This window comes from Streptomyces sp. NPDC026538 (genome assembly GCF_055567535.1).
The window spans coordinates 290,581-317,394 of the sequence record NZ_JBVHQG010000001.1; the positions used below are offsets into that span (position 1 = coordinate 290,581).

A 26,814-nucleotide genomic window follows, 5' to 3' on the forward strand; every position below is an offset into this window, starting at 1 on the left:
CCTAAGGGGACCACCGCGTGATCACTAAGGGCCTTCACCAAGGCCGTCTCGGTCGAGGTTGTCTCCACCGATGCCTTCTCCGCCGAGGCAGTCTGCGTCAAGGCCGTCTCCGCCGAGACCGTCCTCGTCGAGGCCGTCGTTCCAGTCGTCCGGGACGGCACGGCTCTGCTGGGCGCGGAAGCGCACGGGCGCCATGCCGACGCGGCGGGTGAACAGGCGGGAGAAGTAGGCGGGGTCGTCGTAGCCGACGCGGCGGGCGACGGCCGCCACGGACAGTTCGGTGGTGGCGAGGAGTTCCTGGGCGCGGCCGAGCCGGATGCCGATCAGGTAGTCCTTGGGGCTGCACCCGGCGATCCGGCGGACGGCGGTGCGCAGCTCGGCCGGGGTCATGCCGTGCCGGGCCGCGTGGTCGGCGACGGTCATGCCGGTGCAGGCGTCCCGGGCGAGCGCCTGCAGCACCGGGTCCCCGTCGGGGGCGAGGTCGGCACGCGCGCGACGCAGGGCGACCAGGAGCTCGTGCACGGCGGCGCCGGTCTCGACCTCCAGGAGGGGGTTTCCGTGGCGGGCGGCCCGGGCGATGCGGGCGATGACGTCCCGGGGTCCGGCGGCGTCCGCGAGGGGCACCACGGGCCGCTCGGGCTCGATGTAGCCGAGTTCCGTGTAGGTCGCGGTGTCGGGCCCGGTGAAGGTCACGAAGCCCTCGTCCCAGCCGCTGTCCGGGTCCGGCCCGTAGTGGTGCGGGACGCCCGGAGTCAGCCACACCAGCGCGGGCGCGGTCACCGTCGTACGGCGCCCGTCGGGTGCGCGGTACCAGCCCCGGCCGGAGCTGATCACCACGGCGACGTGCCCGTCGAGCACGCGCGGGCCGACGGCGGGCACCGCGCCGTACTGGAGGCCGACGCCCTGGCAGACCAGGCCGAGACGGTGCTGGACGGGGCCGGGTGTGAAGAACCGCATCCAGGTGTGGAAGACGGGCGCCCCTCCCGGCACTGCGCGCTCCTTCTTCTCGGCTCTTCAGTCCAACTGCTGCCGATCTTTGTCCATGGTCTCGGCGCCCACCAGGGGTCCAAGGTGAGCCTATGAGCGACTTCACGGTGGGCGAAACGGATTTCCTGCTCGACGGCCGCCCGGTACGACTGCTGTCCGGCGCGCTGCACTACTTCCGGGTGCACGAGGAACAGTGGGACCACAGGCTGGCGCTGCTGCGCGCCATGGGGCTGAACTGCGTGGAGACCTACGTCCCGTGGAACCTGCACGAACCGCGCCCCGGCTCCTTCCAGGACGTCCAGGCCCTCGGCCGCTTCCTGGACGCGGCACGGGACGCGGGCCTGTGGGCGATCGTGCGCCCGGGGCCGTACATCTGCGCGGAGTGGGAGAACGGCGGTCTGCCGCACTGGGTGACGGGCGAGCTGGGCGCCCGGGCACGCACGCGTGACGAGCGTTTCCTCCAGTACGTGGACCGCTGGTTCGACCGGCTGCTGTCCGAGGTCGTGCCCCGGCAGCTGGACCGGGGCGGCCCGGTGATCATGGTCCAGGTCGAGAACGAGTACGGCAGCTACGGCTCCGACGCCGACTACCTGGCGCACCTCACCGGCCTGCTGCGCGCGGAGGGTGTCACGGTGCCGCTGTTCACCTCGGACGGCCCCGAGGACCACATGCTCACCGGCGGCTCGGTGCCCGGGCTGCTCGCGACGGTGAACTTCGGCTCCCACGCGCGCGTGGCCTTCGAGACACTGCGCCGGCACCGGCCGCGGGGCCCGCTGATGTGCATGGAGTTCTGGTGCGGCTGGTTCGACCACTGGGGCGGCGAGCACGTCGTACGGGACGCGGAGGACGCGACGGCGGCGTTGCGGGAGATCCTCGGCTGCGGGGCCTCCGTGAACGTCTACATGGCGCACGGCGGCACCAACTTCGCCGGCTGGGCGGGCGCCAACCGGCCCGGCGGCGAGCTGCACGAGGGCCCACTGGAGCCGGACGTGACGTCGTACGACTACGACGCGCCGATCGACGAGTACGGCCGTCCCACCGAGAAGTTCTGGCGCTTCCGGGAGGTGCTGGCGGAGTACCACGCCGAGCCACTGCCCGAACCGCCGCCCGCCCCCGCCGTGTTGCCTTCGGCGACGGACGTGGCGATCACCGGCTGGGCGCCCCTGGCCGGCGTCATGGATGCGCTCGGCGGCCCGGAACGCGTGCACGCCGTCCCGCCCACCTTCGAGGAGCTGGGCATCGGCCGGGGCCTGGTCCGCTACGAGGCGGACGTGCCGGGACCCCGCCGGCCGTATCCGCTCACCGCGCGGGGACTGCGCGATCTGGCGGTCGTGTACGTCGACGGGGAGCGGGCCGGCGTGCTCACCGAGGAGGAACCCCAGCTCAAGAAGCCGATCGCCGGCCCCGCGCGCGTGGAGCTCTGGGTGGAGTCCCTGGGCCGCGTCAACTACGGCCCCCGCTCGGGCGAGACGAAGGGCATCACCGGCGGCCTCCTGCACGAACGCCAGTTCCTGCACGGGGTACGCGCGCGGGGCCTGGATCTGGACGCGTTCGAGGGGGGCGTGGAGGCGGTTGCCTTCGACTCGATCCCGCCGGACGGCACGCCCGGGCTCTACCGGGGCACGGCGACGGTCCACGGCGCCGGGGACGCCCGCCTGGAACTCCCCGGCTGGACCCGGGGCTTCGTCTGGATCAACGGCTTCAACCTGGGCCGCTACTGGTCGGCGGGCCCGCAGAAGTCCCTGTACGTGCCGGGTCCGGTCCTGAGGGAGGGCGAGAACGAGATCTGGATCCTGGAACTCCAGGGGACCGACCGGGGAACGGCGCGCATGGCGCCCCTTTAGGGGCGCGGGGAACAGCGCGATCAACCAGCACCGGCCCGCAGACATCGACCAACCTTCCGCCGCCCGTTTCCCCCGTCCCCCGCATACTGTGGAAGACAGCTCCAGCAACGTCTGCGGGGGTAGGGGACGTGGCGAACGGCGGCCCGGTGGAACACGGCTACCCGCACCTGGACACCGTGCGGGCCGCCATCACGGCGTTGTACCGGCGCCTGTCGTACGACACCGTCCAGACCTTCGCCACCAGCGTGCTCCCCGCCGACGTCGCCTTCTGCGACACCGACGACCTGCACCTCGGCGCCCAGCGGGTCGCCCACGAGATGGTCCGGCACTTCCGGCTGCCCGAGGCCCGGATGATCGTCGGCTTCCGGGAGATGACCCACGCGGCGAACGTCGAACTCACCGCGGGCCCCGAGTACTTCATCGAGCTGAACGACCGTTTCCGCACCCACCGCAGGGACATCGGCGCGGCCCTCGCCCACGAGGTGATGCACGTCTACCTGCACCGGCTGGACCTGTCCTTCCCGAGCACCCGGGACAACGAGATCCTCACGGACACCGCGACCACCTATCTGGGCGCGGGCTGGCTGCTGCTCGACGCCTACCGGGAGCACGGGGAGGCCTCCCAGAAGCTCGGCTATCTCACCCCGGAGGAGTTCGGCTACGTCCTGGCGAAGCGAGCCCTGGTCTTCCATGAGGACCCGTCCGTCTGGTTCACCAGCCCGCAGGCGTACACGGCGTACGAGAAGGGCATGGCCCGGGCCCGCCAGGACGAGGAGCAGCCGCCGCTGACCGCGGCGGGCTGGGCGGGCCGCCGCCGCTACGCCCGGGACCGCCGGCACGCCCCCGCGGCCCCGGCCCCGCACCCCGGTACCCCCTACACCTTCACGCCCGACGGCGGCGGTGGGTTGCGGGTCTCGTTCCCGTGCCCCACCTGCCACCAGCGGATCAGGGTGCCGGTCCGGGGCCGGGTCCGGGCCCGGTGCTCGCTGTGCCGGACGGTGCTGGAGTGCGACACGTAGGCCCTGCCGTCTGGATCACCCGGGCGTCGCGGCCCGTCGCGGGGCCGGCCCCGCCGGTCAGGCTCCGTACACCGCCCCCGGCGCCGCCGCCTCGGCCAGCAGTTTCAGCGCCGTCTCCCCCGCCTCGGCCGGGCTCCGGCGGCCGCCCTTGTCGGCGGTCGGCCCCGCTCGCCAGCCCTCCATGACGGTGATCCGGCCGCCCTCGGTCTCGAACACCCGCCCGCTGACTCCGGCGCTCGCGGCGGAGCCCAGCCAGACCACCAGCGGGGAGACGTTCTCGGGCGCCATGGCGTCGAACCCGGAGCCCGGGGCGGCCATGGTCGCGGCGAAGGTGCGCTCGGTCATCCGGGTACGGGCGGCCGGGGCGACGGCGTTGACCTGGACGCCGTAGCGGGCCAGTTCGGCGGCCGCGACCAGGGTGAGGCCGACGATGCCGGCCTTGGCCGCGCTGTAGTTGCCCTGCCCGACCGAGCCCAGCAGTCCGGCTCCGCTGCTGGTGTTGACGATCCGGGCCACCGGGGTGCGACCCGCCTTGGCCTCGGCCCGCCAGTGCGCGGCCGCGTGCCGCAGCGGCAGGAAGTGCCCCTTGAGGTGCACCCGCATGACCGCGTCCCAGTCGTCCTCGCCGAGGTTGACGAGCATGCGGTCGCGCAGGAACCCGGCGTTGTTCACGAGGGTGTCGAGCCGGCCGTAGGTCTCCACGGCCGTCCCGATCAGCGACGCGGCGCCGGCGGTGGTCGCGATGTCACCGCCGTGCGCGACCGCCTCGCCGCCGGCCGCGCGGATCTCGTCCACGACGGCCCCGGCGGGACTGTCCGGACCCGGCACGCCGTCGAGACCGACACCGAGGTCGTTGACGACGACCCGGGCGCCCTCCGCGGCGAAGGCCAGCGCGTGGGCCCGGCCGAGCCCGCGCCCGCCACCGGTGACGACCACGACCCGGCCCGCGCAGATTCCGCTCATCTCAGACCTCCTGGTCGGACGGCTTGTTGGCAGTTGCGGCATCGAGAAAGGGGGGTCGTTCCCCGCCGCCGTGCACGAGCAGGCTCGCCCCGCTGATGTAGGCGGCCGCGTCGGAGGCGAGGAAGACGGCGGCGGCGCCGATGTCGGACGGGACGGCGAGGCGGCCCAGCGGGACGGTGCGGGAGACGGCGTCGACGCCGTCCTGGCCGCCGTAGTGCAGGTGGGCCAGCTCGGTCCGGACCATGCCGACGACCAGCGTGTTGACCCGGACCTGTGGCGCCCACTCCACCGCCATGGAGCGGGCCAGGCTCTCCAGTCCCGCCTTGGCCGCCCCGTAGGCGGCCGAGCCCGGCGAGGGGCGGCCGCCGCTGACGCTGCCGATCATCACCACCGCTCCCCGGGCCCGCCGCAGGTGTTCGTAGGCGGCGAGGGAGGCGGTCAGCGGGGTGAGGAGGTTCAGCTCGATCACCCGGGCGTGCCGCTCGGCGTCCGCTTCGGCGAGCCGCCGGTAGGGGGTTCCACCCGCGTTGTTGACGAGCACGTCGACCCGGGGCAGGGCGTCGAAGAAGGCGCGCACGGCGGGCGGGTCGCGCAGGTCGAGGGGGGTGAACTCGACGCCGTCGAGGGGTTGTCCGGGGGGCCGGCGGGCACAGGTCAGAACGTGGGCACCGGCCTCGGCGAAGGCCCGGGCGATCCCGGCGCCCACGCCTCTCGTACCGCCGGTGACCACGACGGTCCGGCCGTGCATCGCGTCGTCCACAGGGCCTCGGGCGAGGTTTTCCACAGGGCCTCCCGCTTGCTCGCACCGGCTGCTAGCTTCGAAGCCTCACACCTAACAAATGTTTGGTGGAAAGGTAGCTGAGTGCGAAGGTAGCTGATGCGTCCATGGGTGTCTCCACCTCGTTTCCAGAAAAGGGCGTCGTGCTGGTCCTCGTCGATCACCCGCCGGTGAACGCGCTGCCGGTGCGCGGCTGGTTCGCGCTGGCGGACGCGGTGCGCGCGGCGGGCCGCGACCCCGAAACGCGGTGCGTGGTACTGGCGGCGCAGGGCCGCGGTTTCAACGCGGGCGTTGACATCAAGGAGATACAGGCGGACGGGAACGAGGCGCTGCTCGGCGCCAACCGGGCCTGCGCGGAGGCGTTCGCGGCGGTGTACGAGTGCGAGACCCCGGTGGTGGCGGCCGTGCACGGATTCTGCCTGGGCGGCGGGATAGGCCTGGTGGGCAACGCGGACGCGATCGTGGCGAGCGAGGACGCCGTCTTCGGGCTGCCCGAGCTGGACCGGGGCGCGCTGGGCGCGGCCACGCATCTGGCCCGGCTGGTCCCACCGCATCTGATGCGGACGCTGTACTACACCTCGCGCACGGCGACCGCGGCCCAGCTGCACGCGCACGGCTCGGTATGGCGGGTGGTGTCGCGCGGGGAGCTGTTCGCCGCGGCGCTGGAGCTGGCGCGGGAGATAGCCGCCAAGGACGGCCGGCTGCTGCGCCTGGCCAAGGCCGCCATCAACGGCATCGACCCCGTCGACGTGCGGCGCAGCTACCGCCTGGAACAGGGCTTCACCTTCGAGGCCGCCCTCAGCGGGGTGGCCGACCGGGTCCGTGACACCTTCGGGAAGGAGGGTGCGGGGAGTGACTGACAAGACGATGACCGCGGACGAGGCCGTCGCACGGCTGAGCAGCGGCATGACCCTGGGCATCGGCGGCTGGGGTTCCCGACGCAAGCCGATGAGCCTGGTCAGGGCCGTGCTCCGGAGCGGCATCGACGACCTCACCCTGGTCTCCTACGGCGGCCCGGACGTCGGGATGCTGGTCGCGGCCGGCCGGGTGCGCAGGCTGGTGGCGCCCTTCGTCACCCTCGACTCCATCCCGCTGGAACCGCACTACCGGGCGGCGCGCGAGCGCGGGGCCTTCGAGCTGACGGAGGTCGACGAGGGCATGTTCATGTGGGGCCTGCACGCGGCCGCGAACCGGCTGCCCTTCCTGCCGGTGCGCGCGGGGCTCGGCTCGGACGTCATGCGGGTCAACCCCGGCCTGCGCACGGTGACGTCGCCGTACGACGACGGGGAGACGTTCGTGGCGATGCCCGCCCTGCGCCTGGACGCGGCCCTGGTCCACGTCAACCGCGCCGACCGGCTGGGCAACGGACAGTATCTGGGCCCGGATCCGTACTTCGACGACCTGTTCTGCGAGGCGGCGGACACGGCCTATGTCTCCTGCGAACAGATCGTGGACACGGCCGAGTTGACGAAGGCTGCGGTCGCGCAGTCGCTGCTGGTCAAGCGGCTGCACGTGACGGGGGTCGTGGAGGCGCCCGGCGGTGCGCACTTCACCTCCTGCGCGCCCGACCACGGGCGGGACGAGGACTTCCAGCGGCTGTACGCGACGACCCCGTGGCCGGAGTTCTCCGAGCGGTTCCTGGCCGGGGACGAGCAGGCCTACCGCTCCGCGGTGCGGAACTGGCAGGAGGAGCGGGGCTGATGGACGTACTGCGCGCCGACTACTGTGTGATCGCCTGCGCCGAGGCCTGGCGCGGCTCCGGTGAGATCGTGGCGAGCCCGATGGGCCTGATCCCTTCACTGGGCGCCCGGCTGGCCCGGCTCACCTTCGCCCCCGATCTGCTGCTGACCGACGGCGAGGCCCTGCTGGTCCGCCCGGACGGCACCCCCGAGGGCTGGCTGCCCTACCGGCAGCACCTCACCCTGGTGGCCGGTGGCCGCCGGCACGTGATGATGGGCGCGAGCCAGCTCGACCGGTACGGCAACCAGAACATCTCGGCCATCGGTGACTGGTCGCGGCCCCGCCGCCAGCTGCTCGGGGTGCGCGGAGCGCCCTTGAACACACTGAACAACCCGACGAGTTACTGGGTTCCGAAGCACTCCCGGCGGGTGTTCGTGGCGAAGGTCGACATGGTGTGCGGGGTGGGGTACGACCGGGTGGCCGAGCACCCGGGCACGGAGCGTTTCCACCGCATCCCGAGGGTCGTCACCGATCTGGGCGTCTTCGATTTCGAGACGCCGGACCGCTCGATGCGGCTGGCCGCACTGCATCCGGGGGTGAGCGTCGGGCAGGTGCGGGAGGCCACGGACTTCGAGCTCGCCGTCCCGGACGAGGTGCCGTACACCCGCGAACCCGGCCCGGAGGAGCTGCGGCTGATCCGTGAGGTGCTGGATCCCGGCGGCGCGCGGACGAAGGAGGTCGCGGCCTGATGGAGACCGCGCTCACCCGGCTGGTCGGGGTCCGGCATCCGATCGTGCAGACGGGGATGGGCTGGGTGGCGGGCCCCCGCCTGGTCTCGGCGGCGGCCAACGCCGGGGCCCTCGGCATCCTGGCCTCCGCGACGATGACCCTCGACCAGCTGCGCGCCGCGATAGCCGAGGTGCGGTGCCGTACGGACGCCCCGTTCGGGGTGAACCTGCGGGCGGACGCGGCCGACGCCGGCGACCGGGTCCGGCTGATCGTCGACGGGGGTGTGCGGGTGGCTTCGTTCGCGCTCGCCCCCTCCCCCGAACTGATCGCCGAGCTGAAGGGGGCGGGCGTGCTGGTGATCCCCTCGGTCGGGGCCCGGCGGCATGCCGAGAAGGTCGCGGCCTGGGGTGCGGACGCGGTGATCGTGCAGGGCGGTGAGGGTGGTGGGCACACCGGTGAGGTGGCGACGAGCGTGCTGCTGCCGCAGGTGGTGGACGCGGTACGGATACCGGTGGTGGCCGCCGGGGGCTTCTTCGACGGCCGGGGGCTGGTGGCGGCGCTGGCCTACGGGGCGGCGGGGGTGGCGATGGGGACCCGTTTCCTGCTCACCTCGGACTCGACGGTGCCGGACGCGGTGAAGGCGAGATATCTGGCGGCGACGGTCAAGGACGTCACGGTGACCAGGGCGGTGGACGGGCTGCCGCACCGGATGCTGCGCACCCCGCTGGTCGACTCCCTGGAGAACACCGGCCGGACGCGACGGCTGCTGCGGGCCGTGCGCCATGCGGCCGCCTTCCGCAGGCTCTCCGGCCTCACCTGGCCGCAGATGGCTCGCGACGGCCTCGCCCTCCGGCACGGCAAGACCCTGTCCTGGAGCCAGCTGCTGCTCGCCGCCAACACCCCGATGCTGCTCAGGTCGGCGATGGTGGACGGCCGCACGGACCTCGGGGTGATGGCCTCCGGACAGGTCGCCGGCGTGATCGCCGACCTGCCGTCGTGCGCGGAGCTGGTGGCCCGCATCGTGAAGGAGGCGGACGAGGTGTTTCAGGGGCTGGAGCGGCTCAGAGCCGCTCGATGATCGTCACGTTCGCCTGACCGCCACCCTCGCACATGGCCACCCTCCCAAACGGCCCCCGCTCGGGTCACAGCCGCTCGATGATCGTCACGTTCGCCTGACCGCCGCCCTCGCACATGGTCTGGAGGCCGAAGCGTCCCTCGGTGCGCTCCAGTTCGTGCAGGAGGGAGGTCATCAGCTTGACTCCGGTGGCGCCGAGCGGATGGCCGAGGGCGATCGCGCCGCCGTTGACGTTGACCTTGGCGGGGTCGGCGCCGGTCTCCTTGAGCCAGGCGAGGACGACCGGGGCGAAGGCCTCGTTGATCTCGACGAGGTCGACGGCGTCGATGGTGAGGCCGGTCTTCTTCAGGGCGTGCGCGGTGGCCGGGATCGGGGCGGAGAGCATCCGGATGGGGTCCTCGCCGCGGACGGAGAGATGGTGGACGCGGGCGCGGGGGCGCAACCCGTGTTCGCGGACCGCCCGTTCGGAGGCGAGCAGCATCGCGGCGGCGCCGTCGGAGACCTGGGAGGAGCAGGCGGCGGTGATGGTGCCGCCGTCGACGACCGGCTTCAGGGCGGCCATCTTCTCCAGGGAGGTGTCCCGGCGCGGGCCCTCGTCCACGGCGGCCGGGCCGTAGGGCACGATCTCGCGCTCGAAGCGGCCCTCGTCGATGGCGCGCAGCGCCCTGCGGTGGGAGTTCAGGGCGAACTCCTCCTGGTCCCGGCGGCTGATGCCCCACTTGGCGGCGATCATCTCGGCGCCGGCGAACTGGTTGACGGCCTGTCGGCCGTAGCGGGCGCGCCAGCCCTCGCTGCCCAGGAAGGGGCCCTCGGTCAGCCCCAGCGGCTCGGCGGCCTGCCGGGAGGCGAAGGCGATCGGGATCTGGGACATGTTCTGGACGCCGCCCGCGACCACCAGGTCCTGGGTGCCGGAGAGCACGGCCTGCGCGGCGAAGTGCACGGCCTGCTGGGAGGAGCCGCACTGCCGGTCGACGGTCACGCCCGGCACCTCCTCGGGCAGCCCGGCCGCCAGCCAGGCGGTCCGGGCGATGTCGCCGGCCTGTGGTCCGACCGCGTCGAGGCAGCCGAAGACGACGTCCTCGACGGCCGCCGGGTCGATGCCCGACCGCTGGACCAGGGCGGTCAGCACATGGGCGCCCAGATCGGCCGGGTGGACCCCGCTCAGTCCGCCCCCGCGCCGCCCGACGGGCGTACGCACCGCTTCGACTATGTAGGCCTCGGCCATGTCAGCAACTCCCTCGGCAGAAAGGGACTTTCAGCGAATGGGTGAGCTATTCACGGACGGCGATCCCGTCCAGCACCATCGACAGGTACTGCCGGGCGATCTCCTCCGGGCTGTGCTGTCCGCCGGGCCGGTACCAGGAGGCGGCCACCCACACGGTGTCGCGCACGAACCGGTAGGTGAGCCGGACGTCGAGGTCGGCGCGGAAGACGCGCGCGGCGACCCCGTGCTCCAGCGTGGACAGCCATGCCTTCTCGAACTTGCGCTGCGACTCGGCGAGGAAGGTGAACCTCTCCTGCGCGACCAGTTGCTTGCTCTCCTTCTGGTAGATCGCCACGGCGGCACGGTGCCGGTCGATCTCCCGGAAGGACTCGGTGACCAGGGCTTCGAGGGTCTCGCGAGGACCGAGCCCGGCGTCCAGGACGGTGTCGTAGCCACCCCAGAGCTCGTCGAGGAAGGTCCGCAGGATCTCCTCCAGCATCGATTCCTTGGAGTCGAAGTGGTAGTAGAGGCTGCCCGCGAGCATGCCCGCGTGGTCCGCGATCTTGCGTACGGTGGTGGCGTTGTAGCCCTGCTCGGCGAAGACCTCGGCGGCGGTTTCGAGGAGTTCGCGGCGCCGGGCTGGAGCGGCGGCGGCAGCGCGCCTGCTCGCGGCGGTCACCTGGGGCTTCTTCTGGGTCGGCACGGGTCCATTGTCGGTGCTCCGGTGGTCAGGGATGCTGACTGCTGACGGAGACGACCTCTCCGGTGAGGTACGAGGAGTAGTCGGACGCCAGGAAGACGATCGCGTTGGCCACTTCCCAGGGCTCGGCGTACCGCCCGAAGGCCTCGCGTGCGGTCAGCTCCTCCAGCAGTTCGGCGGAGGTCACCTTCACCAGGTGCGGATGCATGGCGAGGCTGGGCGCCACGGCGTTGACCCGCACCCCGTACTCGGCCGCCTCGATGGCCGCGCACCGGGTCAGCGCCATCACCCCGGCCTTGGCGGCGGCGTAGTGGGCCTGTCCGGCCTGGGCACGCCAGCCGACGACGGAGGAGTTGTTGACGATGACCCCGCCCCGCCCGCTGTCGCGGAAGAGCCGCAGGGCGGCCCGCAGGCACCGGAAGGTGCCGTGGAGAGTGACGTCCAGGACCCTCGTCCACTGCTCGTCGTCCATGTCGACCAGGGCCGAAGTGCCGCCCAGGCCCGCGTTGTTGACGACGATGTCCAGCCGCCCGTGGTCCCGTACGGCGGTGTCGAACAGGACCCGCACCTGCCCCTCGTCGGTCACGTCACAGGGCACCGCGGTCACGGCGCCCGGATGCGCACCCGCCAGCTCGGCCTCGTACTCCTTCAGCCGGCGCGGGTGCGCGTCGCTGATCAGTACGCGCGCCCCCTCCTCCAGGAAGCGGCGCGCGGTGGCACCGCCGATCCCGGCCCCGGCCGCGGCGGTCACGACGGCGGTGCGCCCCTCCAGCAGCCCGTGCCCGGGCACGTACTCCGGACTCTCGACGCCTGTCATGGGCCCACGCTAACCTACCAAACACTTGTTAGGGAAGGACGGTGACGACGACCGTGGACCTGACCCACACCCCGGCCGACGAGGAGTTCCGCGCCGAGGCCCGCGCCTGGCTGGCGGAGCACGTACCCGACTCGCCGCTCCCCTCCCTGGAGACCGCTGAGGGCTTCGCGGCACATCGCGCCTGGGAGGCCGAACTGGCCGCGGACCGCTGGTCGGTGGTGTCCTGGCCCGAGCGGTACGGCGGCCGGGACGCGGGGCTGATCCGCTGGCTGGTCTTCGAGGAGGAGTACCACGCGGCGGGCGCGCCGGGCCGGGTCGGCCAGAACGGCGTCAGCCTGCTCGCCCCGGCCCTCTTCGACCACGGCACGGAGGAACAACGCGCGCGGGTGCTGCCGCCGATGGCCACCGGCGAGGTGGTCTGGGCGCAGGCCTGGTCCGAGCCCGGGGCCGGTTCCGACCTGGCCTCCCTCACCTCCAAGGCGGTGCGGACGGACGGCGGCTGGCTGCTCGTCGGCCAGAAGACCTGGTCGTCACGGGCCGCGTTCGCCGACCGCGCGTTCGGCCTGTTCCGCAGCGATCCGGACACGCCCAGGCCGCACCAGGGGCTCACCTATCTGATGTTCGACCTGCGCGCCCCGGGGGTCACGGTCCGCCCGATCGGGCGCCTCGACGGCAAGCCGGCCTTCGCCGAACTCTTCCTGGACGAGGTGTTCGTACCCGACGAGGACGTGATCGGCGAGCCGGGCCAGGGCTGGCGGACGGCGATGTCGACGGCGGCCAACGAGCGGGGGCTGACGCTGCGGTCGCCGGGCCGGTTCCTGGCCGCCGCCGACCGGTTGCTGCACCTGTGGCGGGCACGGGGCGCCCCGGAGTCCGCCGCGGGCCGGGTGGCCGACGCCGTCATCGGCGCACGTGCCTACCAGCTCTTCACCTACGCGGCCGCCGCCCGCTTCCTGGACGGCGAGCCGCTCGGCCCCGAGTCCAGCCTGAACAAGGTGTTCTGGTCCGAACTGGACCTCGCACTGCACGAGACGGCTCTGGATCTGCTGGGCCCGGAAGGCGAGTTGGCGGACACCTCGTGGTCCGAGGGATACGTCTTCTCGCTCGCCGGACCCATCTACGCGGGCACCAACGAGATCCAGCGCGACATCATCGCCGAGCGCCTGCTCGGCCTGCCGAAGGGACGCCGCTGACATGCGTTTCCGCCTCGACACCGAACAACGTGACTTCGCGGACTCCCTGCGGGCACTGCTGGCGGCAGCGGACACACCGGCGGTGATACGGGAGTGGAGCCGCGGGGAGCACACGAGCGGACGGGCCCTGTGGGGGCGTGTCGGCGCGGCGGGGGTGTTCGGTCTCGCGGTGCCCGAGGAGTACGGAGGGGAAGGGCGCCGGGCCGTCGAACTCGCGCTCGCGTTCGTGGAGTTGGGGCGGTATGCGGTGCCCGGGCCACTGGTGGAGACGGTGGTCGCGGCGGTGCTGCTCGGTGAGAGCCCGGATCTCGCCAAGCGGTTCCTGCCCGGGATCGCCTCGGGAGAGACCCTGGCGACGGTGACGGTCGCCGAGCACGGGTACGGGTACGCGCTGGACGGGGACGCGGCGGATCTGCGGCTCGCCGCGACGCCGGAGGGCTTGCGGCTGTCCCCCGGCGCCGGTGCGGTACGCCGGTCTCTGGACCCCGCGCGCCGGCTCACCCCGCTCGCCCCGGTCGGCGAGCTGATCAGCGCGGAGCCGGCGTGGGCAGGTGCGCTGACCTGGGCGCGGCTGGCGGTGGCCGCGCAGGCGCTGGGGGTCGGGCTGGCACTGCTCGACAGCACGGTGGCGCACGTGAGACAGCGGAGTCAGTTCGGGGTTCCCGTCGGCTCGTTCCAGGCGGTCAAGCACCGGCTGGCCGATGTGAAGATCGCGCTGGAGTTCGCCCGGCCGGTGGTCCTCGGGGCGGCGGCGACGATGACTCCGTCGGATGTGGCCGCGGCGAAGCTCGGCGCGTGCGAGGCGGCGTACCTCAGCTCCCGAGCCGCGCTGCAGCTGCATGGGGCGATCGGCTATACGGCGGAGTACGACCTGTCGTTGTGGCTGACCAAGGCGCGGGCGTTGCGGACGGCTTGGGGGACGCCGGAGGAGTGCAGACGGGTGGTTCTCGATTGTCCTCAGCCGCAGGCCGGTGGGGGCTGATCGCGCACACGCGGCGGTAGCCGCATATCCGATACAGCCCCGCGCCCCTTTCGGGGCGCTCCACGCACGGCGCTCAGTGGTGATCCCCACTCGTCAGTTCCTTGTACTCCTCCTGCGTCGGCTTCGGGATGTGGGTGTCCGGGCCGAACATGCCCTTCGCCAGGCTCGCGCGCACCCGCTGGACGACCGTGACCTTTCGGCGTACCCCGTTCGCGTCCGCCAGCGGGCCGATCTCGTACGGCGGATTCTGTTCGTGCTGGGTGAGGACGAACAGACTGCCCTGGCTGAGGGGTTCGTGGACCTCGATGTACTCGCCGTGCGGAAGCATCTTGATGAGGCCGGTCTCCCTGCCGTGCAGCACCTTGTCGCGGTCCCGGCGCTGCAGGCCGAGGCAGATCCGCTTGGTGGTGATGAAGGCGAGGACGGGGAGGACGAAGACGGAGATCCGCACGAACCAGGTGATCGAGTTGATGGACAGATGGAGATGGGTGGCGACGATGTCGTTGCCGCCGCCGATCAGGAGGACGAAGTAGATGCTGAGCCAGGCCACCCCGAGGGCGGTGCGGACGGGGACGTTGCGCGGCCGGTCGAGGATGTGGTGCTCGCGCTTGTCGCCGGTGATCCACGCCTCGACGAACGGGTAGACGCCGATGGCCAGGAGGAAGAGCGGGAAGAGCGAGAAGGGGATGAGGACACCTAGTGCCAGGGTGTGGCCCCAGGCGTTGATCTCCCAGCCGGGCATCACGCGGATCAGGCCCTCGGAGAAGCCCAGGTACCAGTCGGGCTGCGCGCCGGTCGTCACCAGGTCCGGGCGGTAGGGGCCGAAGGCCCACACCGGGTTGATGGTGGCGATGGCGCCGATGATCGCGAGGATGCCGAAGGTGAGGAAGAAGAAGCCGCCGGCCTTGGCCATGTAGACCGGCAGGAAGGGCATGCCGACGACGCTCTTCTGGTCGCGTCCGGGCCCGGGGTACTGGGTGTGCTTGTGGTAGAAGACCAGGATCAGATGGGCCACCACCAGTCCCAGCATGATGCCGGGGAGCAGCAGGACGTGGATCGGGAAGAACCGGGAGATGATGTCGTGGCCCGGGAACTCCCCGCCGAACAGGAACATCGAGATGTACGACCCGACGATCGGGATCGACAGGATGGCTCCGTCGGCGAACCGGACGCCGGTGCCGGAGAGCAGGTCGTCGGGGAGCGAGTAGCCGGTCAGGCCGGTGAGGATGGCGAGGAACAACAGGGTCCAGCCGAACAGCCAGTTGACCTCGCGCGGCTTGCGGAAGGCGCCGGTGAAGAACACCCGCATCATGTGCACGAACATCCCGGCGACGAAGACCAGCGCCGCCCAGTGGTGGATCTGCCGGATCAGCAGTCCGCCGCGTACGTCGAAGCTGATGTGCAGCGTCGACTCGTACGCCTTGGTCATGGTGATGCCGTTCATCGGCCCGTAGGAGCCGTGGTAGACGACCTCGGCGCCGCTGGGCTCGAAGAAGAGCGTGAGGTAGATGCCCGTGAGGATCAGGATGAGGAAGCTGTAGAGGCAGACCTCGCCCAGCATGAAGGACCAGTGGTCCGGGAACACCTTGCGCATGTTGGCCTTGGCCAGGCCGTATATCCCGAGGCGCCCGTCGGCCCAGTCCGCGAGCTTCTCACCCTTGCCCGGCGGAGTCTCCCTGCTCGCCGAAGTCCCCACCCGTACCGAGCCGTTCACCGTTCGTGCCGCGTCGTCCATACGTCGCGTCGCCTCCCCGCCGGATCACCCCTCAGGGTGGCACGACAGGCCCCCGACAGCCAACGGGGCGACGTAAAGTCAGCCGGGTCGGCGGCGACCGCCGGATCAGTCGGCCCGTACGATGCCCGCCGCCCGCGCCGCCGCCAGCCACTGCGGGAACTCGCCGACGAGACGGTCGTACAGCCGGTCGTCCGGCAGCGTCATCTGGTCCGAACCGGCGTGGAAGAAGCCCGCGTTGTCCACCACACGCTTGCCGGGCACCGCCAGTTCGTCGAGCTTGCGCAGGAAGTCGAACTGTTTGCTGTGCGGGTCGCCGAAGCCGACGAACTGCCAGAACAGCGGCAGCCTGGCCGCCTTGCACAGGTAGCGTTCGGCGGCGAGCTTGTTGATCGGGCCGCCGTCGGTCTGGAAGACGACCAGGGCGGGCTCGGTGGCGCCGCTGTCCAGGTAGTGGTCGATGACGGCGTCCATCGCCCAGTGGTAGCTGGTCTTCCCCATGTGCCCGAGTCCGGCCGCGATCTTCTCGATACGGCCCTCGTGCCCGGCGAGTTCGATGTCGGTGACCGCGTCGATGTCGGTGGAGAAGAAGACGACGGGGACCCGGCCGTCGTCGTCCAGGTGCGCGGAGAGGCCCAGCACCCGGTCGGCGAGGGCCTGCACACTGCCGTCGGCGTAGTACGGCTTCATGGAACCGGAGTAGTCGACGACGAGGTAGACGGCGGCCCGAAGTCCGTCGAGTCCGTGCTTGGTGAGGGAGATCCCGGCCGACCGGTAGGGGCCGACGAGCGCGGGCGCGGCCTGCTCCACCTTGCTGAGACTGATCGCGGCCATCCCTGTTCCCCCTGATTCCCCCCGGTTCACGGTCAGGATGCCGAGAGTACTTGGTCAGAGAAATGCTGCGGCACCTGCCCAGTCGTCCGGTCGGGGACTGGCGGACAGGCGCCGCATGGTGGGGGGTCTGGGGGGTGTCCCCCCAGATAACCCGCCCGTACGCCGTTGTACGGGACGTTCTTCGGGGTGGGTCAGACCATCAGCGAGCGGTCCGTCGGGCGGATCGGGGCCGGGAGTTCGCTCGCTCCGGTCAGGAAGCGGTCGACGCCCTTCGCGGCCGAGCGGCCCTCCGCGATCGCCCAGACGATCAGGGACTGGCCACGGCCGGCGTCCCCGGCGACGAAGACACCGGGCACGTTGGTCTGGAAGTCGGCGTCGCGGGCGACGTTGCCGCGCTCGTCGAGGTCGAGACCGAACTGCTCGACCATTCCGTTGTCCCGGTCGGTGCCGGTGAAGCCCATCGCGAGGGTGACCAGCTGGGCCGGGATCCGGCGCTCGGTGCCCGGCTTGGGGGTCAGCTTGCCGTCGATGAACTCCACCTCGGTGAGGTGCAGCCACTGGACGTTGCCGTCCTCGTCGCCCTCGAAGTGGGTGGTGGAGACGGAGTAGACCCGCTCACCGCCCTCCTCGTGCGCCGAGGTGACCTTGTAGAGCATCGGGAAGGTCGGCCACGGCTGGTGCGGCGCCCGGTCCTCGCCCGGCCTGGGCATGATCTCCAGCTGGGTGACCGAGGCCGCGCCCTGGCGGTGGGCGGTGCCCACGCAGTCCGCGCCGGTGTCGCCGCCGCCGATGACGACCACGTGCTTGCCCTCGGCCGAGATCGGGGAGGTGACGTAGTCGCCCTCCTGGACCTTGTTCGACAGCGGCAGGTACTCCATCGCCTGGTGGACGCCCTTCAGCTCCCGTCCGGGGACCGGGAGGTCACGGGCGGTGGTGGCACCGGCGGCGATCACGATCGCGTCGTACCGCTTCTTCAGGTCGGTCGCCTTGAGGTCGCGGCCGATCTCGATCCCGGTACGGAAGCGGGTGCCCTCCGCGCGCATCTGCTCGATGCGGCGGTTGATGTGCCGCTTCTCCATCTTGAACTCGGGGATGCCGTAGCGGAGCAGGCCGCCGACACGGTCGGCGCGCTCGTAGACGGCGACCGTGTGGCCGGCCCGGGTGAGCTGCTGGGCGGCGGCCAGGCCGGCCGGGCCCGAGCCGATCACGGCGACGGTCTTGCCGGACAGGCGCTCCGGGGCCTGCGGGGCGACGGTGCCCGCGTCCCACGCCTTGTCGATGATCGAGACCTCGACGTTCTTGATGGTGACGGCCGGCTGGTTGATGCCGAGCACACACGCCGACTCGCACGGGGCCGGGCAGAGGCGACCGGTGAACTCGGGGAAGTTGTTGGTCGCGTGCAGGCGCTCCGAGGCGGCCGTCCAGTCCTCGCGGTAGGCGAAGTCGTTCCACTCGGGGATCAGGTTCCCCAGCGGACAGCCGTTGTGGCAGAACGGGATCCCGCAGTCCATGCACCGGCCGGCCTGCTTGCTGATGATCGGCAGCAGCGAGCCGGGGACGTAGACCTCGTTCCAGTCCCGGACGCGCTCGGTGACGGGACGGGTCCGGGCGACCTCACGGCCGTGGGTCAGGAAGCCCTTCGGGTCAGCCATTGATCGCCGCCTCCATCATCTTCTCGGTGATCTCGGTCTCGGAGAGACCCGCTCGCTCGGCGGCGTCCTTGGCGGCGAGCACTGCCTTGTACGTGCTGGGGATGATCTTGCTGAACCGCTGCACGGCCGCGTCCCAGTCGGCGAGCAGCTTCTCGGCGACCGTGGAGCCGGTCTCCTCGGCGTGCCGGCGCACCACGTCGTGCAGCCACTGCTTGTCCGTGTCGTCCAGGGCCTCGACGGCGTCCGCGTTGCCGACGTTGACGTTGTCGCGGTTCAGGTCGATGACGTAGGCGATGCCACCGGACATACCGGCCGCGAAGTTACGGCCCGTCTCGCCCAGGACCACCGCGTGACCGCCGGTCATGTACTCGCAGCCGTGGTCGCCCACGCCCTCCGAGACCACCAGCGCACCGGAGTTGCGGACACAGAACCGCTCGCCGCTGCGACCGCGCAGGAACAGCTCGCCGCCGGTCGCGCCGTACGCGATGGTGTTGCCCGCGATGGTGGAGAACTCGGCGAGGTGGTCGGCGTTCCGGTCGGGGCGCACGATGACCCGGCCGCCGGAGAGGCCCTTGCCGACGTAGTCGTTGGCGTCGCCCTCCAGGCGGAGCGTGACACCGCGCGGCAGGAAGGCGCCGAAGGACTGGCCGGCCGAGCCGGTGAAGGTGATGTCGATGGTGTCGTCGGGCAGACCCGCGCCGCCGAACTTCTTCGTCACCTCGTGGCCGAGCATGGTGCCGACCGTGCGGTTGATGTTGCGCACCTTGATCTGGGCGCGCACCGGCTGGGCGTCGGTGGCGCTGGAGGCGGCCAGAGCGTCCGAGGCGAGCTTGATCAGCTCGTTGTCCAGGGCCTTCTCCAGGCCGTGGTCCTGCCGGACGGTCTGGTGCAGGGCCGCGCCCTCGGGCAGCTCGGGCACGTGGAAGAGCGGGGCCAGGTCCAGGCCCTGCGCCTTCCAGTGGTTCACGGCGCGGGTGACGTCGAGCGCCTCCGCGTGGCCGACGGCCTCCTCGATGGAGCGGAAGCCCAGCTCGGCGAGGATCTCGCGGACCTCCTCGGCGATGAACCGGAAGAAGTTCACCACGTACTCGGCCTTGCCGTTGAAGCGGTCGCGCAGCACCGGGTTCTGGGTGGCGACGCCGACCGGGCAGGTGTCGAGGTGGCAGACGCGCATCATGATGCAGCCGGAGACGACGAGCGGCGCGGTCGCGAAACCGAACTCCTCGGCGCCGAGCAGCGCGGCGATGACCACGTCACGGCCGGTCTTGAGCTGGCCGTCGGTCTGGACCACGATCCGGTCCCGCAGGCCGTTGAGCAGCAGGGTCTGCTGGGTCTCGGCGAGACCGAGCTCCCAGGGGCCGCCCGCGTGCTTCAGCGAGGTCAGCGGGGAGGCACCCGTGCCGCCGTCGTGGCCGGAGATGAGCACGACGTCCGCGTGCGCCTTCGACACACCGGCGGCGACCGTGCCGACGCCGACCTCCGAGACCAGCTTGACGTGAATCCGCGCCTGCGGGTTCGCGTTCTTGAGGTCGTGGATCAGCTGGGCCAGGTCCTCGATGGAGTAGATGTCGTGGTGCGGCGGCGGGGAGATCAGGCCGACGCCCGGGGTGGAGTGCCGGGTCTTGGCGACCCACGGGTAGACCTTGTGGCCGGGCAGCTGGCCGCCCTCGCCGGGCTTGGCGCCCTGGGCCATCTTGATCTGGATGTCGTCGGCGTTGACCAGGTACTCGGAGGTCACGCCGAAGCGGCCGGACGCGACCTGCTTGATGGCGCTGCGCCGCGCCGGGTCGTACAGCCGGTCCGGGTCCTCGCCGCCCTCACCGGTGTTGGACTTGCCGCCCAGCTGGTTCATGGCGATGGCGAGGGTCTCGTGGGCCTCGCGCGAGATGGAGCCGTAGGACATGGCGCCGGTGGAGAAGCGCTTGACGATCTCGGAGACCGGCTCGACCTCGTCGACGGAGATGGCTTCCCGGTCGCTCTTGAAGCCGAAGAGGCCGCGGAGCGTCATCAGGCGCTCGGACTGCTCGTTCACGCGGTCCGTGTACTTCTTGAAGATGTCGTAGCGGTTGGCACGCGTCGAGTGCTGGAGGCGGAAGACCGTCTCCGGGTCGAACAGGTGCGGCTCGCCCTCGCGGCGCCACTGGTACTCGCCGCCTATGTCGAGGGCGCGGTGCGCCGGCGCGATGCCGGAGGCCGGGTACGCCTTGGCGTGGCGGGCGGCGACCTCCTTGGCGATGACGTCGATGCCGACGCCGCCGATCTTGGTGGCGGTGCCGTTGAAGTACTTCTCGACGAACGCGCTGTCGAGACCGACGGCCTCGAAGACCTGGGCGCCCCGGTAGGAGGCGACCGTGGAGATGCCCATCTTGGACATGACCTTGAGGACGCCCTTGCCGAGGGCGTAGATCAGGTTGCGGATGGCCTGCTCGGACTCCATGCCCGGCAGGAAGGTGCCCGCGCGGGTCAGGTCCTCGACGGACTCCATGGCCAGGTAGGGGTTGACGGCGGCGGCGCCGAAGCCGATCAGCAGGGCCACGTGGTGGACCTCGCGGACGTCACCGGCCTCGACCAGCAGGCCCACCTGGGTGCGCTGCTTGGTGCGGATGAGGTGGTGGTGGACGGCCGCGGTGAGCAGCAGCGAGGGGATCGGCGCGTGCTCGGCGTCCGAGTGCCGGTCCGACAGGACGATCAGCCGGGCGCCGTTCCCGATGGCCGCGTCGGCCTCGGCGCAGATCTCCTCGATCCGCGCGGCGAGGGTGTCGCCGCCGCCGGAGACCCGGTACAGGCCGGACAGGGTCGCGGCCTTGAAGCCGGGCATGTCGCCGTCGGCGTTGATGTGGATGAGCTTGGCCAGCTCGTCGTTGTCGATCACCGGGAAGGGCAGCACGACGGAGCGGCAGGAGGCGGCGTTCGGGTCGAGCAGGTTGCCCGCGGGGCCGAGCGACGAGCGCAGGCTCGTCACCAGCTCTTCCCGGATCGCGTCCAGCGGCGGGTTGGTGACCTGCGCGAACAGCTGGGTGAAGTAGTCGAAGAGCAGCCGCGGGCGCTCGCTCAGCGCCGCGATCGGCGAGTCGGTGCCCATGGAGCCGATCGGCTCGGCACCGGCCTTGGCCATCGGCGCCAGGATGACGCGCAGCTCCTCCTCGGTGTAGCCGAAGGTCTGCTGGCGGCGGGTGACCGAGGCGTGGGTGTGCACGATGTGCTCGCGCTCGGGCAGGTCGCTCAGCTCGATCTCGCCGGCCTCCAGCCACTCGGCGTAGGGCTCCGCGGCGGCGAGGCTCGCCTTGATCTCGTCGTCCTCGATGATGCGGTGCTCGACGGTGTCGACGAGGAACATCCGGCCGGGCTGCAGCCGGCCCTTGCGGACGACCTTGGCGGGGTCGATGTCGAGGACGCCGACCTCGGAGCCGAGCACGACCAGGCCGTCGTCGGTGACCCAGTAACGGCCCGGGCGCAGACCGTTGCGGTCGAGAACGGCGCCGACCTGGGAGCCGTCGGTGAAGGTGACACAGGCGGGGCCGTCCCAGGGCTCCATCATCGTGGAGTGGAAGCCGTAGAAGGCGCGCCGGGCCGGGTCCATGGAGTCGTGGTTCTCCCACGCCTCCGGGATCATCATCAGCACCGAGTGCGGCAGCGAGCGGCCGCCCAGGTGCAGGAGTTCCAGCACTTCGTCGAAGGAGGCCGAGTCGGAGGCGTCGGGCGTACAGATCGGGAAGACCCGGTCCAGCTTCTCCTGCGGGCCGAACAGGTCGGAGACCAGCTGGGACTCGCGGGCGACCATCCAGTTGCGGTTGCCCTTGACGGTGTTGATCTCACCGTTGTGGGCGACGAACCGGTAGGGGTGCGCGAGCGGCCACGACGGGAAGGTGTTGGTGGAGAACCGGGAGTGCACGAGCGCGATCGCGGATGCGAAGCGGCGGTCGGACAGGTCCGGGAAGAAGGGCTCCAGCTGGCCGGTGGTCAGCATGCCCTTGTAGACGATGGTCCGGGCGGACAGCGAGGGGAAGTAGACACCCACCTCGCGCTCGGCGCGCTTGCGCAGCACGAACGCCCGGCGGTCCAGCGCGATGCCCTCGCTGGCGCCGTCGGTCACGAAAACCTGCCGGAAGACCGGCATGGTGGAGCGGGCGGTGGCGCCGAGCAGCTCCGGGGCGACCGGGACCTCGCGCCAGCCGAGGACGGTGAGGCCCTCCTCGCCGGCGATCGTCTCGATCCGTGAGACGGCGTCCTGGATGCCGTCCTCCGGAAGGAAGGCGATACCGACGGCGTACGACCCGGCCGGCGGCAGTTCGAATTCGGCCACCTCGCGGAAGAAGGCGTCGGGCACCTGGGAGAGCAGGCCGGCGCCGTCGCCGGAGTCGGGCTCGGAGCCGGTCGCGCCGCGGTGCTCCAGGTTGCGCAGAACCGTGAGCGCCTGCTCGACCAGCGCGTGGCTCGCCTCGCCGGTGAGGGTGGCCACAAAGCCGACGCCACAGGCGTCATGCTCGTTGCGGGGGTCGTACATACCCTGCGCAGCAGGGCGAGCATCCATGAACGACCAGTTCAGGCCATTCGTGGAGTGCTGGGACGGCTGGCGCGGCGTACGCATCGGCTCTCCCGTCGTCGTCAGTGGCGTATAGCAGGTGCCGAGGGACGACGCTGGCCCTCTGCGTTTTTGTTGCGAAATTTCACGCAGGTTACATGATGGAGCGATTCTCGGGAACTGGATACACCGTTCCAACATGCGGACGCCGTAGGGGTTTACGGCGGGGTACCGCTCATGCGGTGAAGGTGGTGGGGGACCGATCCGGACAGATCCGTGTCCATCGGTCCGCAGGGGCGGGGGTGAGCGTCGCCGACACCCCACAGGTGCCCGTCAGGCGTCCTTGCCTGCGGTGCTTACGGCTCATGCCCAGTGGTTAAGCATTCGAAACCAGCGAGTAACGGCTACTTATGCGGCCCAACGCATAAGTAGCGGTCCACCTATCCTACGGCCGTTCCGAACAGGCTGCCCAGGGCGTACGTCACACCGGCCGCGGCGCCACCCAGCGCGAGCTGCCGCAGACCGCTGAACCACCAGGTCCGCGCGGTCACCCTGGCCACCACGGCACCACAGCCGAACAGTCCGACGAGCGCCAGCAGCAGGGCGGGCCAGAGCGCGGTGGCGCCGAGCAGGTACGGCAGTACGGGCAGCAGCGCGCCCAGCGCGAACGAGCCGAAGGACGACACGGCGGCGACCAGCGGCGAGGGCAGGTCGCCGGGGTCGATGCCGAGTTCCTCGCGGGCGTGTATCTCCAGCGCCTGCTCCGGGTCGGCGGACAGCTGCCGGGCGACCTCCCGCGCGAGCGCCGCGTCGACCCCTCTCGCCTCGTAGAGTGCGGCCAGCTCGGCCTCCTCGTCCTGCGGATGCCTGCGCAGCTCTCCGCGCTCCACGTCCAGCTCGGCCTCGACGAGCTCGCGCTGCGAGGCGACGGAGGTGTACTCGCCGGCGGCCATGGAGAAGGCACCGGCGGCCAGCCCCGCCAGCCCGGTGATGACGATGGTCTGATGGCTGACGGCCCCGCCGGCGACACCGGTGATCAGGGCGAGGTTGGAGACGAGCCCGTCCATGGCACCGAAGACCGCGGGCCGCAGCCACCCTCCGGTCACGTCCCGGTGGGTGTGGTTGTCTCGGTGCGCCTCGTGCAGCGTCGCCTGGGTCTCGATGACGGCCATGCGGGTCCCCCAACAGGTCTCGAACATGCCTCACCTAAGCTGAGGCAAAGCTAAGTCTGGACTGATTCCATCTTTTGACAACATAGACAGTACGCCCCGCCATTCCCCGCCGCCAGCAAGGAAAGGCTCGGCTAACCTGCGGCTTTACCCTTCTCCGCTCACCTGTGCGATGCTCCGCACAGATGTCGACCGGGTGATGTGGAGGCCCGACAGGCTGCGGTCAACCGCCGTTGGTGGGACACATCCGCAAACGGTTCCGCGCCCCGGCGCGAAGCCCCTCCCGGAGAGGCCCGCCCATGTCATCGATCGTCTGCACCCCGCCGGCCCCCGCCCCCGACGAGCGCGCCTCCCCTCTGCACGACCGGGCGCGGGGCGCGCTGCTGGGCCTGGCGGTGGGCGACGCGCTCGGGGCGCCGGCGGAGAACATGAAGCCCTCCGAGATCCGCGCCCGCTGGGGCCGCATCACGGGGTACGTCACCGACACCCCGGCCGGCACGGACGACACCGAGTACGCGATCTTCTCCGGCCTGCTCCTCGCCCGCCACGGCTCGGCCCTCACCCCGGCCCATGTCGAGGCGGCCTGGCACGAGTGGATCGCCGACCGCGCCGAGGGCCCCTTCAAGGGCGCCGGTTTCAGCGAGCGCGGCACCCTGGAGAACCTCCGCCGGGGCCTCGCCGCCCCCATCTCCGCCCAGCACCGGCACGCCTGGAGCGACGGCCTGGCCATGCGGGCGGCCCCCTTCGGAGTCTTCGCGGCGGGCCGGCCCGTGGAGGCGGCCCGGCTGGTGGCGATCGACGGTTCGGTGAGCCACGAGGGCGAGGGCATCTACGGCGGCCAGGCGGTGGCGGCGGGTGTGGCGGCGGCGATGGCGGGAGCCCCGCCGACGGCGGTGGTCGCGGCCGCGCTGGCGGTGATCCCGGACGACTCCTGGACGGCCCGCTCCCTGCGCCGAGCCGTCTCGGTGGCCCACCGGGGCGAACGGGCGGTCCGCTCCGCGGTCGTCATCGGCGGCTACCCGTGGACCGACCTGGCCCCGGAGGCGGTGGCCCTGGCCTTCGGCGCGTACGCGGCGGCGGACGGCGACTTCCGGGACGCGGTACTGACGGCCGTCAACATGGGGCGCGACGCGGACACGACGGCGGCGGTGGCGGGGGCGCTGGCGGGGGCGACGCAGGGAGAGAAGGCGATCCCGCCGGACTGGGCCGCGGCGATCGGCCCGGCGAGGGGAAGCTGCCTGCCGTCGATGGCGGGCCAACACGTGCTGGAGGTGGCGGCACTCCTGACGGGAACGCCGCCGAGAACGCCGGCCCCGGCCTCCTCCCTACCGACCGAGCCACCCCCTCCGCCCCTCACCGAGCCCCACCCCACGACACCAACGCCCGCAGCGACCGAACCCCGCCGCCCGACACCAACGCCCGCACCGACCGAACCCCGCCCCTCGACACCAACGCCTGCACTGACCGAGCCCCGCCCCTCGACACCTACCTCGCAGCCGGCCGAACGCCCCTCGACGCCGGCCTACCTGCCGAGCGAGCCACCGCCTTCGACCCCCACATCGAAGCCGACCGAACGCCCCTCGACCCCGGCCTACCTGCCGAGCGAGCCACCGCCTTCGACCCCAACAACGCAGCCGACCGAACGCCCCTCCACCCCGGCCTACCTGCCGAGCGAGCCACCGCCTTCGACGCCAACAGCGCTGCCGACCGAGCGGCGGACTTCGGCGGCGGACTTCGCACCCACCGAGCCACGGCCTTCGGCGCCGGCCCTGCAAGGGACCTGGGGCGGCTGCAGCGAGGGGCTGCGGTGAGGCCGCGCCGTATCGAGGGGCTGCTGCTCGGCCTCGCCGCGGGTGACGCGGCCGGCTGGCCCGCCGCCCGGCACCGCGCCGCCCGCATGCCGGAGTGGACCCGCCGTCTCACCCGGGAACTCGACACCTTCGCCGAACAGAACGCGACCACCACCCTCCCCGTCCCCATCGCCCTCAACCAGCCCCCCGAGCCCCTGCGCCTCGGTCCCTCCGACGACGCCGAATGGGCGGCCTTCGCCGCGGAAGCCGTCCTGCGCGCCGGCGACGACACCGCCCTCGCCGACCTCAGCCGTGAGCTCCGTACCCGCGCCGCCATCGACCTCACCTGGACCGCCGTGGCCTCCGAGGTCGCCGCCGCCGCGGAACGCGCCCCCGAGATCGAGTCGGCCGTCCTCCCGCTGCGCGCCCGTATCTCCGTCCGCGCCGGCCTCGGCAACCTCGCCACCGGCCTGCGCCCGCCCGCCACCGGCCACGACAACCCGCACTACTTCGACGACGCCGCCTGTGTCCGTGCCTGCGCACTCGCCGTCGCCCACCCCGGTGACCCCCAACGCGCCGCCGACCTCGCCGAGTTCGACGCCCACTACACGCAGGACGGCGACGGAGTGCACGGCGCCCGCGCCATGGCGGCGGCCGTCGCCCTCGCCCTCGTCGGCACCGAGGTGGAGACCTGCGTGGCCGCCGCGCTCGCCGAACTCCCCGAGGCCACCGAGATCGGCCGCAACGCCCGCCACGCCCTGACCCTCACCGCCTCGGCCGACACCGCGTTCGCCCTCGTCCCCCTCCTCGAACACCAAATCGTCGACCACGTCTACAGCTACGGCATCGCCGCCGCCGAAACCGTCCCCGTCGCCCTCGCCCTCGCCACCGCCGCACGCGGCCGGATCGCCGAGGCCGTCCCCGCCGCCGCCTGTCTCTCCCGGGTCGCCGACTCGGCCCCCGCCCTGGCCGGCGCACTCACCGGGGCCCTCGGCGGCGGCGACTCGATCCCGCCGCCCTGGCGGGACGCCTGCCGCACCCTCTCCGGCTGCGCCCTCCCCCGCCTCACCGGCACCGACCTCGTGGAACTCGCCGAACTCCTGGAAGCCACGCAACCGGCCCGTCCAGGTGGATGATTCGGTGC

The 26,814-nt window shown here is 71.8% G+C and carries 21 protein-coding genes; 10 read left to right on the plus strand and 11 right to left on the minus strand.

The genetic code is table 11. The features are described from left to right. Positions 1 to 24 precede the first annotated feature (24 nt). The gene (locus tag ACZ4N4_RS01355; protein ID WP_467585265.1) at positions 25 to 957 is read right to left on the minus strand and encodes a helix-turn-helix domain-containing protein; all 933 of its coding nucleotides are present in this window, start codon (positions 955 to 957) and stop codon (positions 25 to 27) included. A gap of 122 nt (positions 958 to 1,079) precedes the next feature. On the opposite strand from ACZ4N4_RS01355, the gene ACZ4N4_RS01360 reads away from it, so the two are divergent. Both ACZ4N4_RS01360 and ACZ4N4_RS01365 read left to right on the plus strand, forming a co-directional pair. Continuing rightward, the gene (locus tag ACZ4N4_RS01360; RefSeq protein ID WP_467583157.1) at positions 1,080 to 2,831 is read left to right on the plus strand and encodes a glycoside hydrolase family 35 protein; all 1,752 of its coding nucleotides are present in this window, start codon (positions 1,080 to 1,082) and stop codon (positions 2,829 to 2,831) included. Between the two features lie 128 nt (positions 2,832 to 2,959). Continuing rightward, positions 2,960 to 3,850 (plus strand): hypothetical protein, encoded by an 891-nt coding sequence (locus ACZ4N4_RS01365; RefSeq protein ID WP_467583160.1) that lies wholly within the window; start codon positions 2,960 to 2,962, stop codon positions 3,848 to 3,850. A 57-nt stretch (positions 3,851 to 3,907) separates the two neighbouring features. On the opposite strand, the gene ACZ4N4_RS01370 is transcribed toward ACZ4N4_RS01365, so the two are convergent. Both ACZ4N4_RS01370 and ACZ4N4_RS01375 read right to left on the minus strand, forming a co-directional pair. Beyond that, the gene (locus ACZ4N4_RS01370; protein WP_467583163.1) at positions 3,908 to 4,813 is read right to left on the minus strand and encodes an SDR family oxidoreductase; all 906 of its coding nucleotides are present in this window, start codon (positions 4,811 to 4,813) and stop codon (positions 3,908 to 3,910) included. A 1-nt stretch (position 4,814) separates the two neighbouring features. Next, the gene (locus ACZ4N4_RS01375; RefSeq protein WP_467585268.1) at positions 4,815 to 5,561 is read right to left on the minus strand and encodes an SDR family oxidoreductase; all 747 of its coding nucleotides are present in this window, start codon (positions 5,559 to 5,561) and stop codon (positions 4,815 to 4,817) included. A 137-nt stretch (positions 5,562 to 5,698) separates the two neighbouring features. Between ACZ4N4_RS01375 and ACZ4N4_RS01380 the strand changes: the two genes are divergently transcribed. Genes ACZ4N4_RS01380 through ACZ4N4_RS01395 form a run of 4 tightly spaced genes read left to right on the plus strand, consistent with a single transcriptional unit; the run spans position 5,699 to position 9,078 of the window. Further along, entirely contained in the window at positions 5,699 to 6,451 is a 753-nt protein-coding gene (locus ACZ4N4_RS01380) for an enoyl-CoA hydratase family protein (protein ID WP_453571195.1), read from the plus strand. Beyond that, a complete protein-coding gene (locus ACZ4N4_RS01385) occupies positions 6,444 to 7,292 on the plus strand; it encodes a CoA transferase subunit A (RefSeq protein WP_467583165.1) in 849 nt (282 codons plus the stop codon). Before ACZ4N4_RS01380 ends, ACZ4N4_RS01385 begins: the two co-directional genes overlap by 8 nt. Further along, positions 7,292 to 8,020, plus strand: coding sequence for a CoA-transferase subunit beta (locus tag ACZ4N4_RS01390; RefSeq protein ID WP_467583168.1), 729 nt, complete (start codon positions 7,292 to 7,294; stop codon positions 8,018 to 8,020). Before ACZ4N4_RS01385 ends, ACZ4N4_RS01390 begins: the two co-directional genes overlap by 1 nt. After that, positions 8,020 to 9,078 carry an NAD(P)H-dependent flavin oxidoreductase gene (locus tag ACZ4N4_RS01395; RefSeq protein WP_467583170.1) on the plus strand — a complete coding sequence of 353 codons (1,059 nt, stop codon included), beginning with the start codon at positions 8,020 to 8,022 and terminating at the stop codon, positions 9,076 to 9,078. The genes ACZ4N4_RS01390 and ACZ4N4_RS01395 overlap by 1 nt, the downstream gene beginning before the upstream one ends. Before the next feature lie 64 nt (positions 9,079 to 9,142). On the opposite strand, the gene ACZ4N4_RS01400 is transcribed toward ACZ4N4_RS01395, so the two are convergent. The 3 genes from ACZ4N4_RS01400 to ACZ4N4_RS01410 are packed head-to-tail and all read right to left on the minus strand — an operon-like array spanning position 9,143 to position 11,796. Further along, complete coding sequence (locus tag ACZ4N4_RS01400; protein WP_467583173.1) at positions 9,143 to 10,300, minus strand: acetyl-CoA C-acetyltransferase; 1,158 nt, start codon at positions 10,298 to 10,300, stop codon at positions 9,143 to 9,145. A 46-nt stretch (positions 10,301 to 10,346) separates the two neighbouring features. After that, positions 10,347 to 10,982, minus strand: a complete 636-nt coding sequence (locus ACZ4N4_RS01405; RefSeq protein WP_467583176.1) for a TetR/AcrR family transcriptional regulator — start codon at positions 10,980 to 10,982, stop codon at positions 10,347 to 10,349. A gap of 25 nt (positions 10,983 to 11,007) precedes the next feature. Further along, entirely contained in the window at positions 11,008 to 11,796 is a 789-nt protein-coding gene (locus ACZ4N4_RS01410) for an SDR family oxidoreductase (protein ID WP_467583178.1), read from the minus strand. A 53-nt stretch (positions 11,797 to 11,849) separates the two neighbouring features. On the opposite strand from ACZ4N4_RS01410, the gene ACZ4N4_RS01415 reads away from it, so the two are divergent. After that, the gene (locus ACZ4N4_RS01415; protein ID WP_467585271.1) at positions 11,850 to 12,989 is read left to right on the plus strand and encodes an acyl-CoA dehydrogenase family protein; all 1,140 of its coding nucleotides are present in this window, start codon (positions 11,850 to 11,852) and stop codon (positions 12,987 to 12,989) included. Between the two features lies 1 nt (position 12,990). After that, complete coding sequence (locus ACZ4N4_RS01420; protein ID WP_453571213.1) at positions 12,991 to 13,971, plus strand: acyl-CoA dehydrogenase family protein; 981 nt, start codon at positions 12,991 to 12,993, stop codon at positions 13,969 to 13,971. A gap of 73 nt (positions 13,972 to 14,044) precedes the next feature. Here ACZ4N4_RS01420 and qcrB read toward each other — a convergent pair whose 3' ends face one another. From qcrB to ACZ4N4_RS01445, 5 genes are all read right to left on the minus strand, one after another. Beyond that, on the minus strand, positions 14,045 to 15,706 hold the full coding sequence (gene qcrB, locus ACZ4N4_RS01425; RefSeq protein ID WP_467583181.1) for a cytochrome bc1 complex cytochrome b subunit: 1,662 nt from the start codon (positions 15,704 to 15,706) through the stop codon (positions 14,045 to 14,047). A gap of 105 nt (positions 15,707 to 15,811) precedes the next feature. Then, positions 15,812 to 16,537, minus strand: a complete 726-nt coding sequence (locus ACZ4N4_RS01430; RefSeq protein ID WP_467583184.1) for a VWA domain-containing protein — start codon at positions 16,535 to 16,537, stop codon at positions 15,812 to 15,814. A 191-nt stretch (positions 16,538 to 16,728) separates the two neighbouring features. Continuing rightward, positions 16,729 to 18,189, minus strand: coding sequence for a glutamate synthase subunit beta (locus ACZ4N4_RS01435; protein ID WP_453571221.1), 1,461 nt, complete (start codon positions 18,187 to 18,189; stop codon positions 16,729 to 16,731). Next, positions 18,182 to 22,777 (minus strand): glutamate synthase large subunit, encoded by a 4,596-nt coding sequence (gene gltB / locus ACZ4N4_RS01440; RefSeq protein ID WP_467583187.1) that lies wholly within the window; start codon positions 22,775 to 22,777, stop codon positions 18,182 to 18,184. The genes ACZ4N4_RS01435 and gltB overlap by 8 nt, the downstream gene beginning before the upstream one ends. 374 nt (positions 22,778 to 23,151) lie before the next feature. Then, positions 23,152 to 23,883, minus strand: a complete 732-nt coding sequence (locus tag ACZ4N4_RS01445) for a VIT1/CCC1 transporter family protein (protein WP_453571592.1) — start codon at positions 23,881 to 23,883, stop codon at positions 23,152 to 23,154. 296 nt (positions 23,884 to 24,179) lie between these two features. On the opposite strand from ACZ4N4_RS01445, the gene ACZ4N4_RS01450 reads away from it, so the two are divergent. Together ACZ4N4_RS01450 and ACZ4N4_RS01455 are read left to right on the plus strand one after the other, a co-directional pair. Further along, on the plus strand, positions 24,180 to 25,691 hold the full coding sequence (locus tag ACZ4N4_RS01450; RefSeq protein WP_467583190.1) for an ADP-ribosylglycohydrolase family protein: 1,512 nt from the start codon (positions 24,180 to 24,182) through the stop codon (positions 25,689 to 25,691). Next, the gene (locus ACZ4N4_RS01455; protein ID WP_453571230.1) at positions 25,688 to 26,806 is read left to right on the plus strand and encodes an ADP-ribosylglycohydrolase family protein; all 1,119 of its coding nucleotides are present in this window, start codon (positions 25,688 to 25,690) and stop codon (positions 26,804 to 26,806) included. The genes ACZ4N4_RS01450 and ACZ4N4_RS01455 overlap by 4 nt, the downstream gene beginning before the upstream one ends. Positions 26,807 to 26,814 lie beyond the last annotated feature (8 nt).

Bases quoted from the DNA above. Each gene is read 5' to 3' on its own strand.
- ACZ4N4_RS01400 (WP_467583173.1), bottom strand. From the start codon at position 10,300: ATGGCCGAGGCCTACATAGTCGAAGCGGTGCGTACGCCCGTCGGGCGG.
- ACZ4N4_RS01375 (WP_467585268.1), bottom strand. From the start codon at position 5,561: ATGCACGGCCGGACCGTCGTGGTCACCGGCGGTACGAGAGGCGTGGGC.
- ACZ4N4_RS01360 (WP_467583157.1), top strand. From the start codon at position 1,080: ATGAGCGACTTCACGGTGGGCGAAACGGATTTCCTGCTCGACGGCCGC.
- ACZ4N4_RS01370 (WP_467583163.1), bottom strand. From the start codon at position 4,813: ATGAGCGGAATCTGCGCGGGCCGGGTCGTGGTCGTCACCGGTGGCGGG.
- ACZ4N4_RS01395 (WP_467583170.1), top strand. From the start codon at position 8,020: ATGGAGACCGCGCTCACCCGGCTGGTCGGGGTCCGGCATCCGATCGTG.
- ACZ4N4_RS01445 (WP_453571592.1), bottom strand. From the start codon at position 23,883: ATGGCCGTCATCGAGACCCAGGCGACGCTGCACGAGGCGCACCGAGAC.
- ACZ4N4_RS01390 (WP_467583168.1), top strand. From the start codon at position 7,292: ATGGACGTACTGCGCGCCGACTACTGTGTGATCGCCTGCGCCGAGGCC.
- ACZ4N4_RS01450 (WP_467583190.1), top strand. From the start codon at position 24,180: ATGTCATCGATCGTCTGCACCCCGCCGGCCCCCGCCCCCGACGAGCGC.
- ACZ4N4_RS01420 (WP_453571213.1), top strand. From the start codon at position 12,991: ATGCGTTTCCGCCTCGACACCGAACAACGTGACTTCGCGGACTCCCTG.
- gltB (WP_467583187.1), bottom strand. From the start codon at position 22,777: ATGCGTACGCCGCGCCAGCCGTCCCAGCACTCCACGAATGGCCTGAAC.
- ACZ4N4_RS01430 (WP_467583184.1), bottom strand. From the start codon at position 16,537: ATGGCCGCGATCAGTCTCAGCAAGGTGGAGCAGGCCGCGCCCGCGCTC.
- ACZ4N4_RS01435 (WP_453571221.1), bottom strand. From the start codon at position 18,189: ATGGCTGACCCGAAGGGCTTCCTGACCCACGGCCGTGAGGTCGCCCGG.
- qcrB (WP_467583181.1), bottom strand. From the start codon at position 15,706: ATGGACGACGCGGCACGAACGGTGAACGGCTCGGTACGGGTGGGGACT.
- ACZ4N4_RS01410 (WP_467583178.1), bottom strand. From the start codon at position 11,796: ATGACAGGCGTCGAGAGTCCGGAGTACGTGCCCGGGCACGGGCTGCTG.
- ACZ4N4_RS01380 (WP_453571195.1), top strand. From the start codon at position 5,699: ATGGGTGTCTCCACCTCGTTTCCAGAAAAGGGCGTCGTGCTGGTCCTC.
- ACZ4N4_RS01355 (WP_467585265.1), bottom strand. From the start codon at position 957: ATGCGGTTCTTCACACCCGGCCCCGTCCAGCACCGTCTCGGCCTGGTC.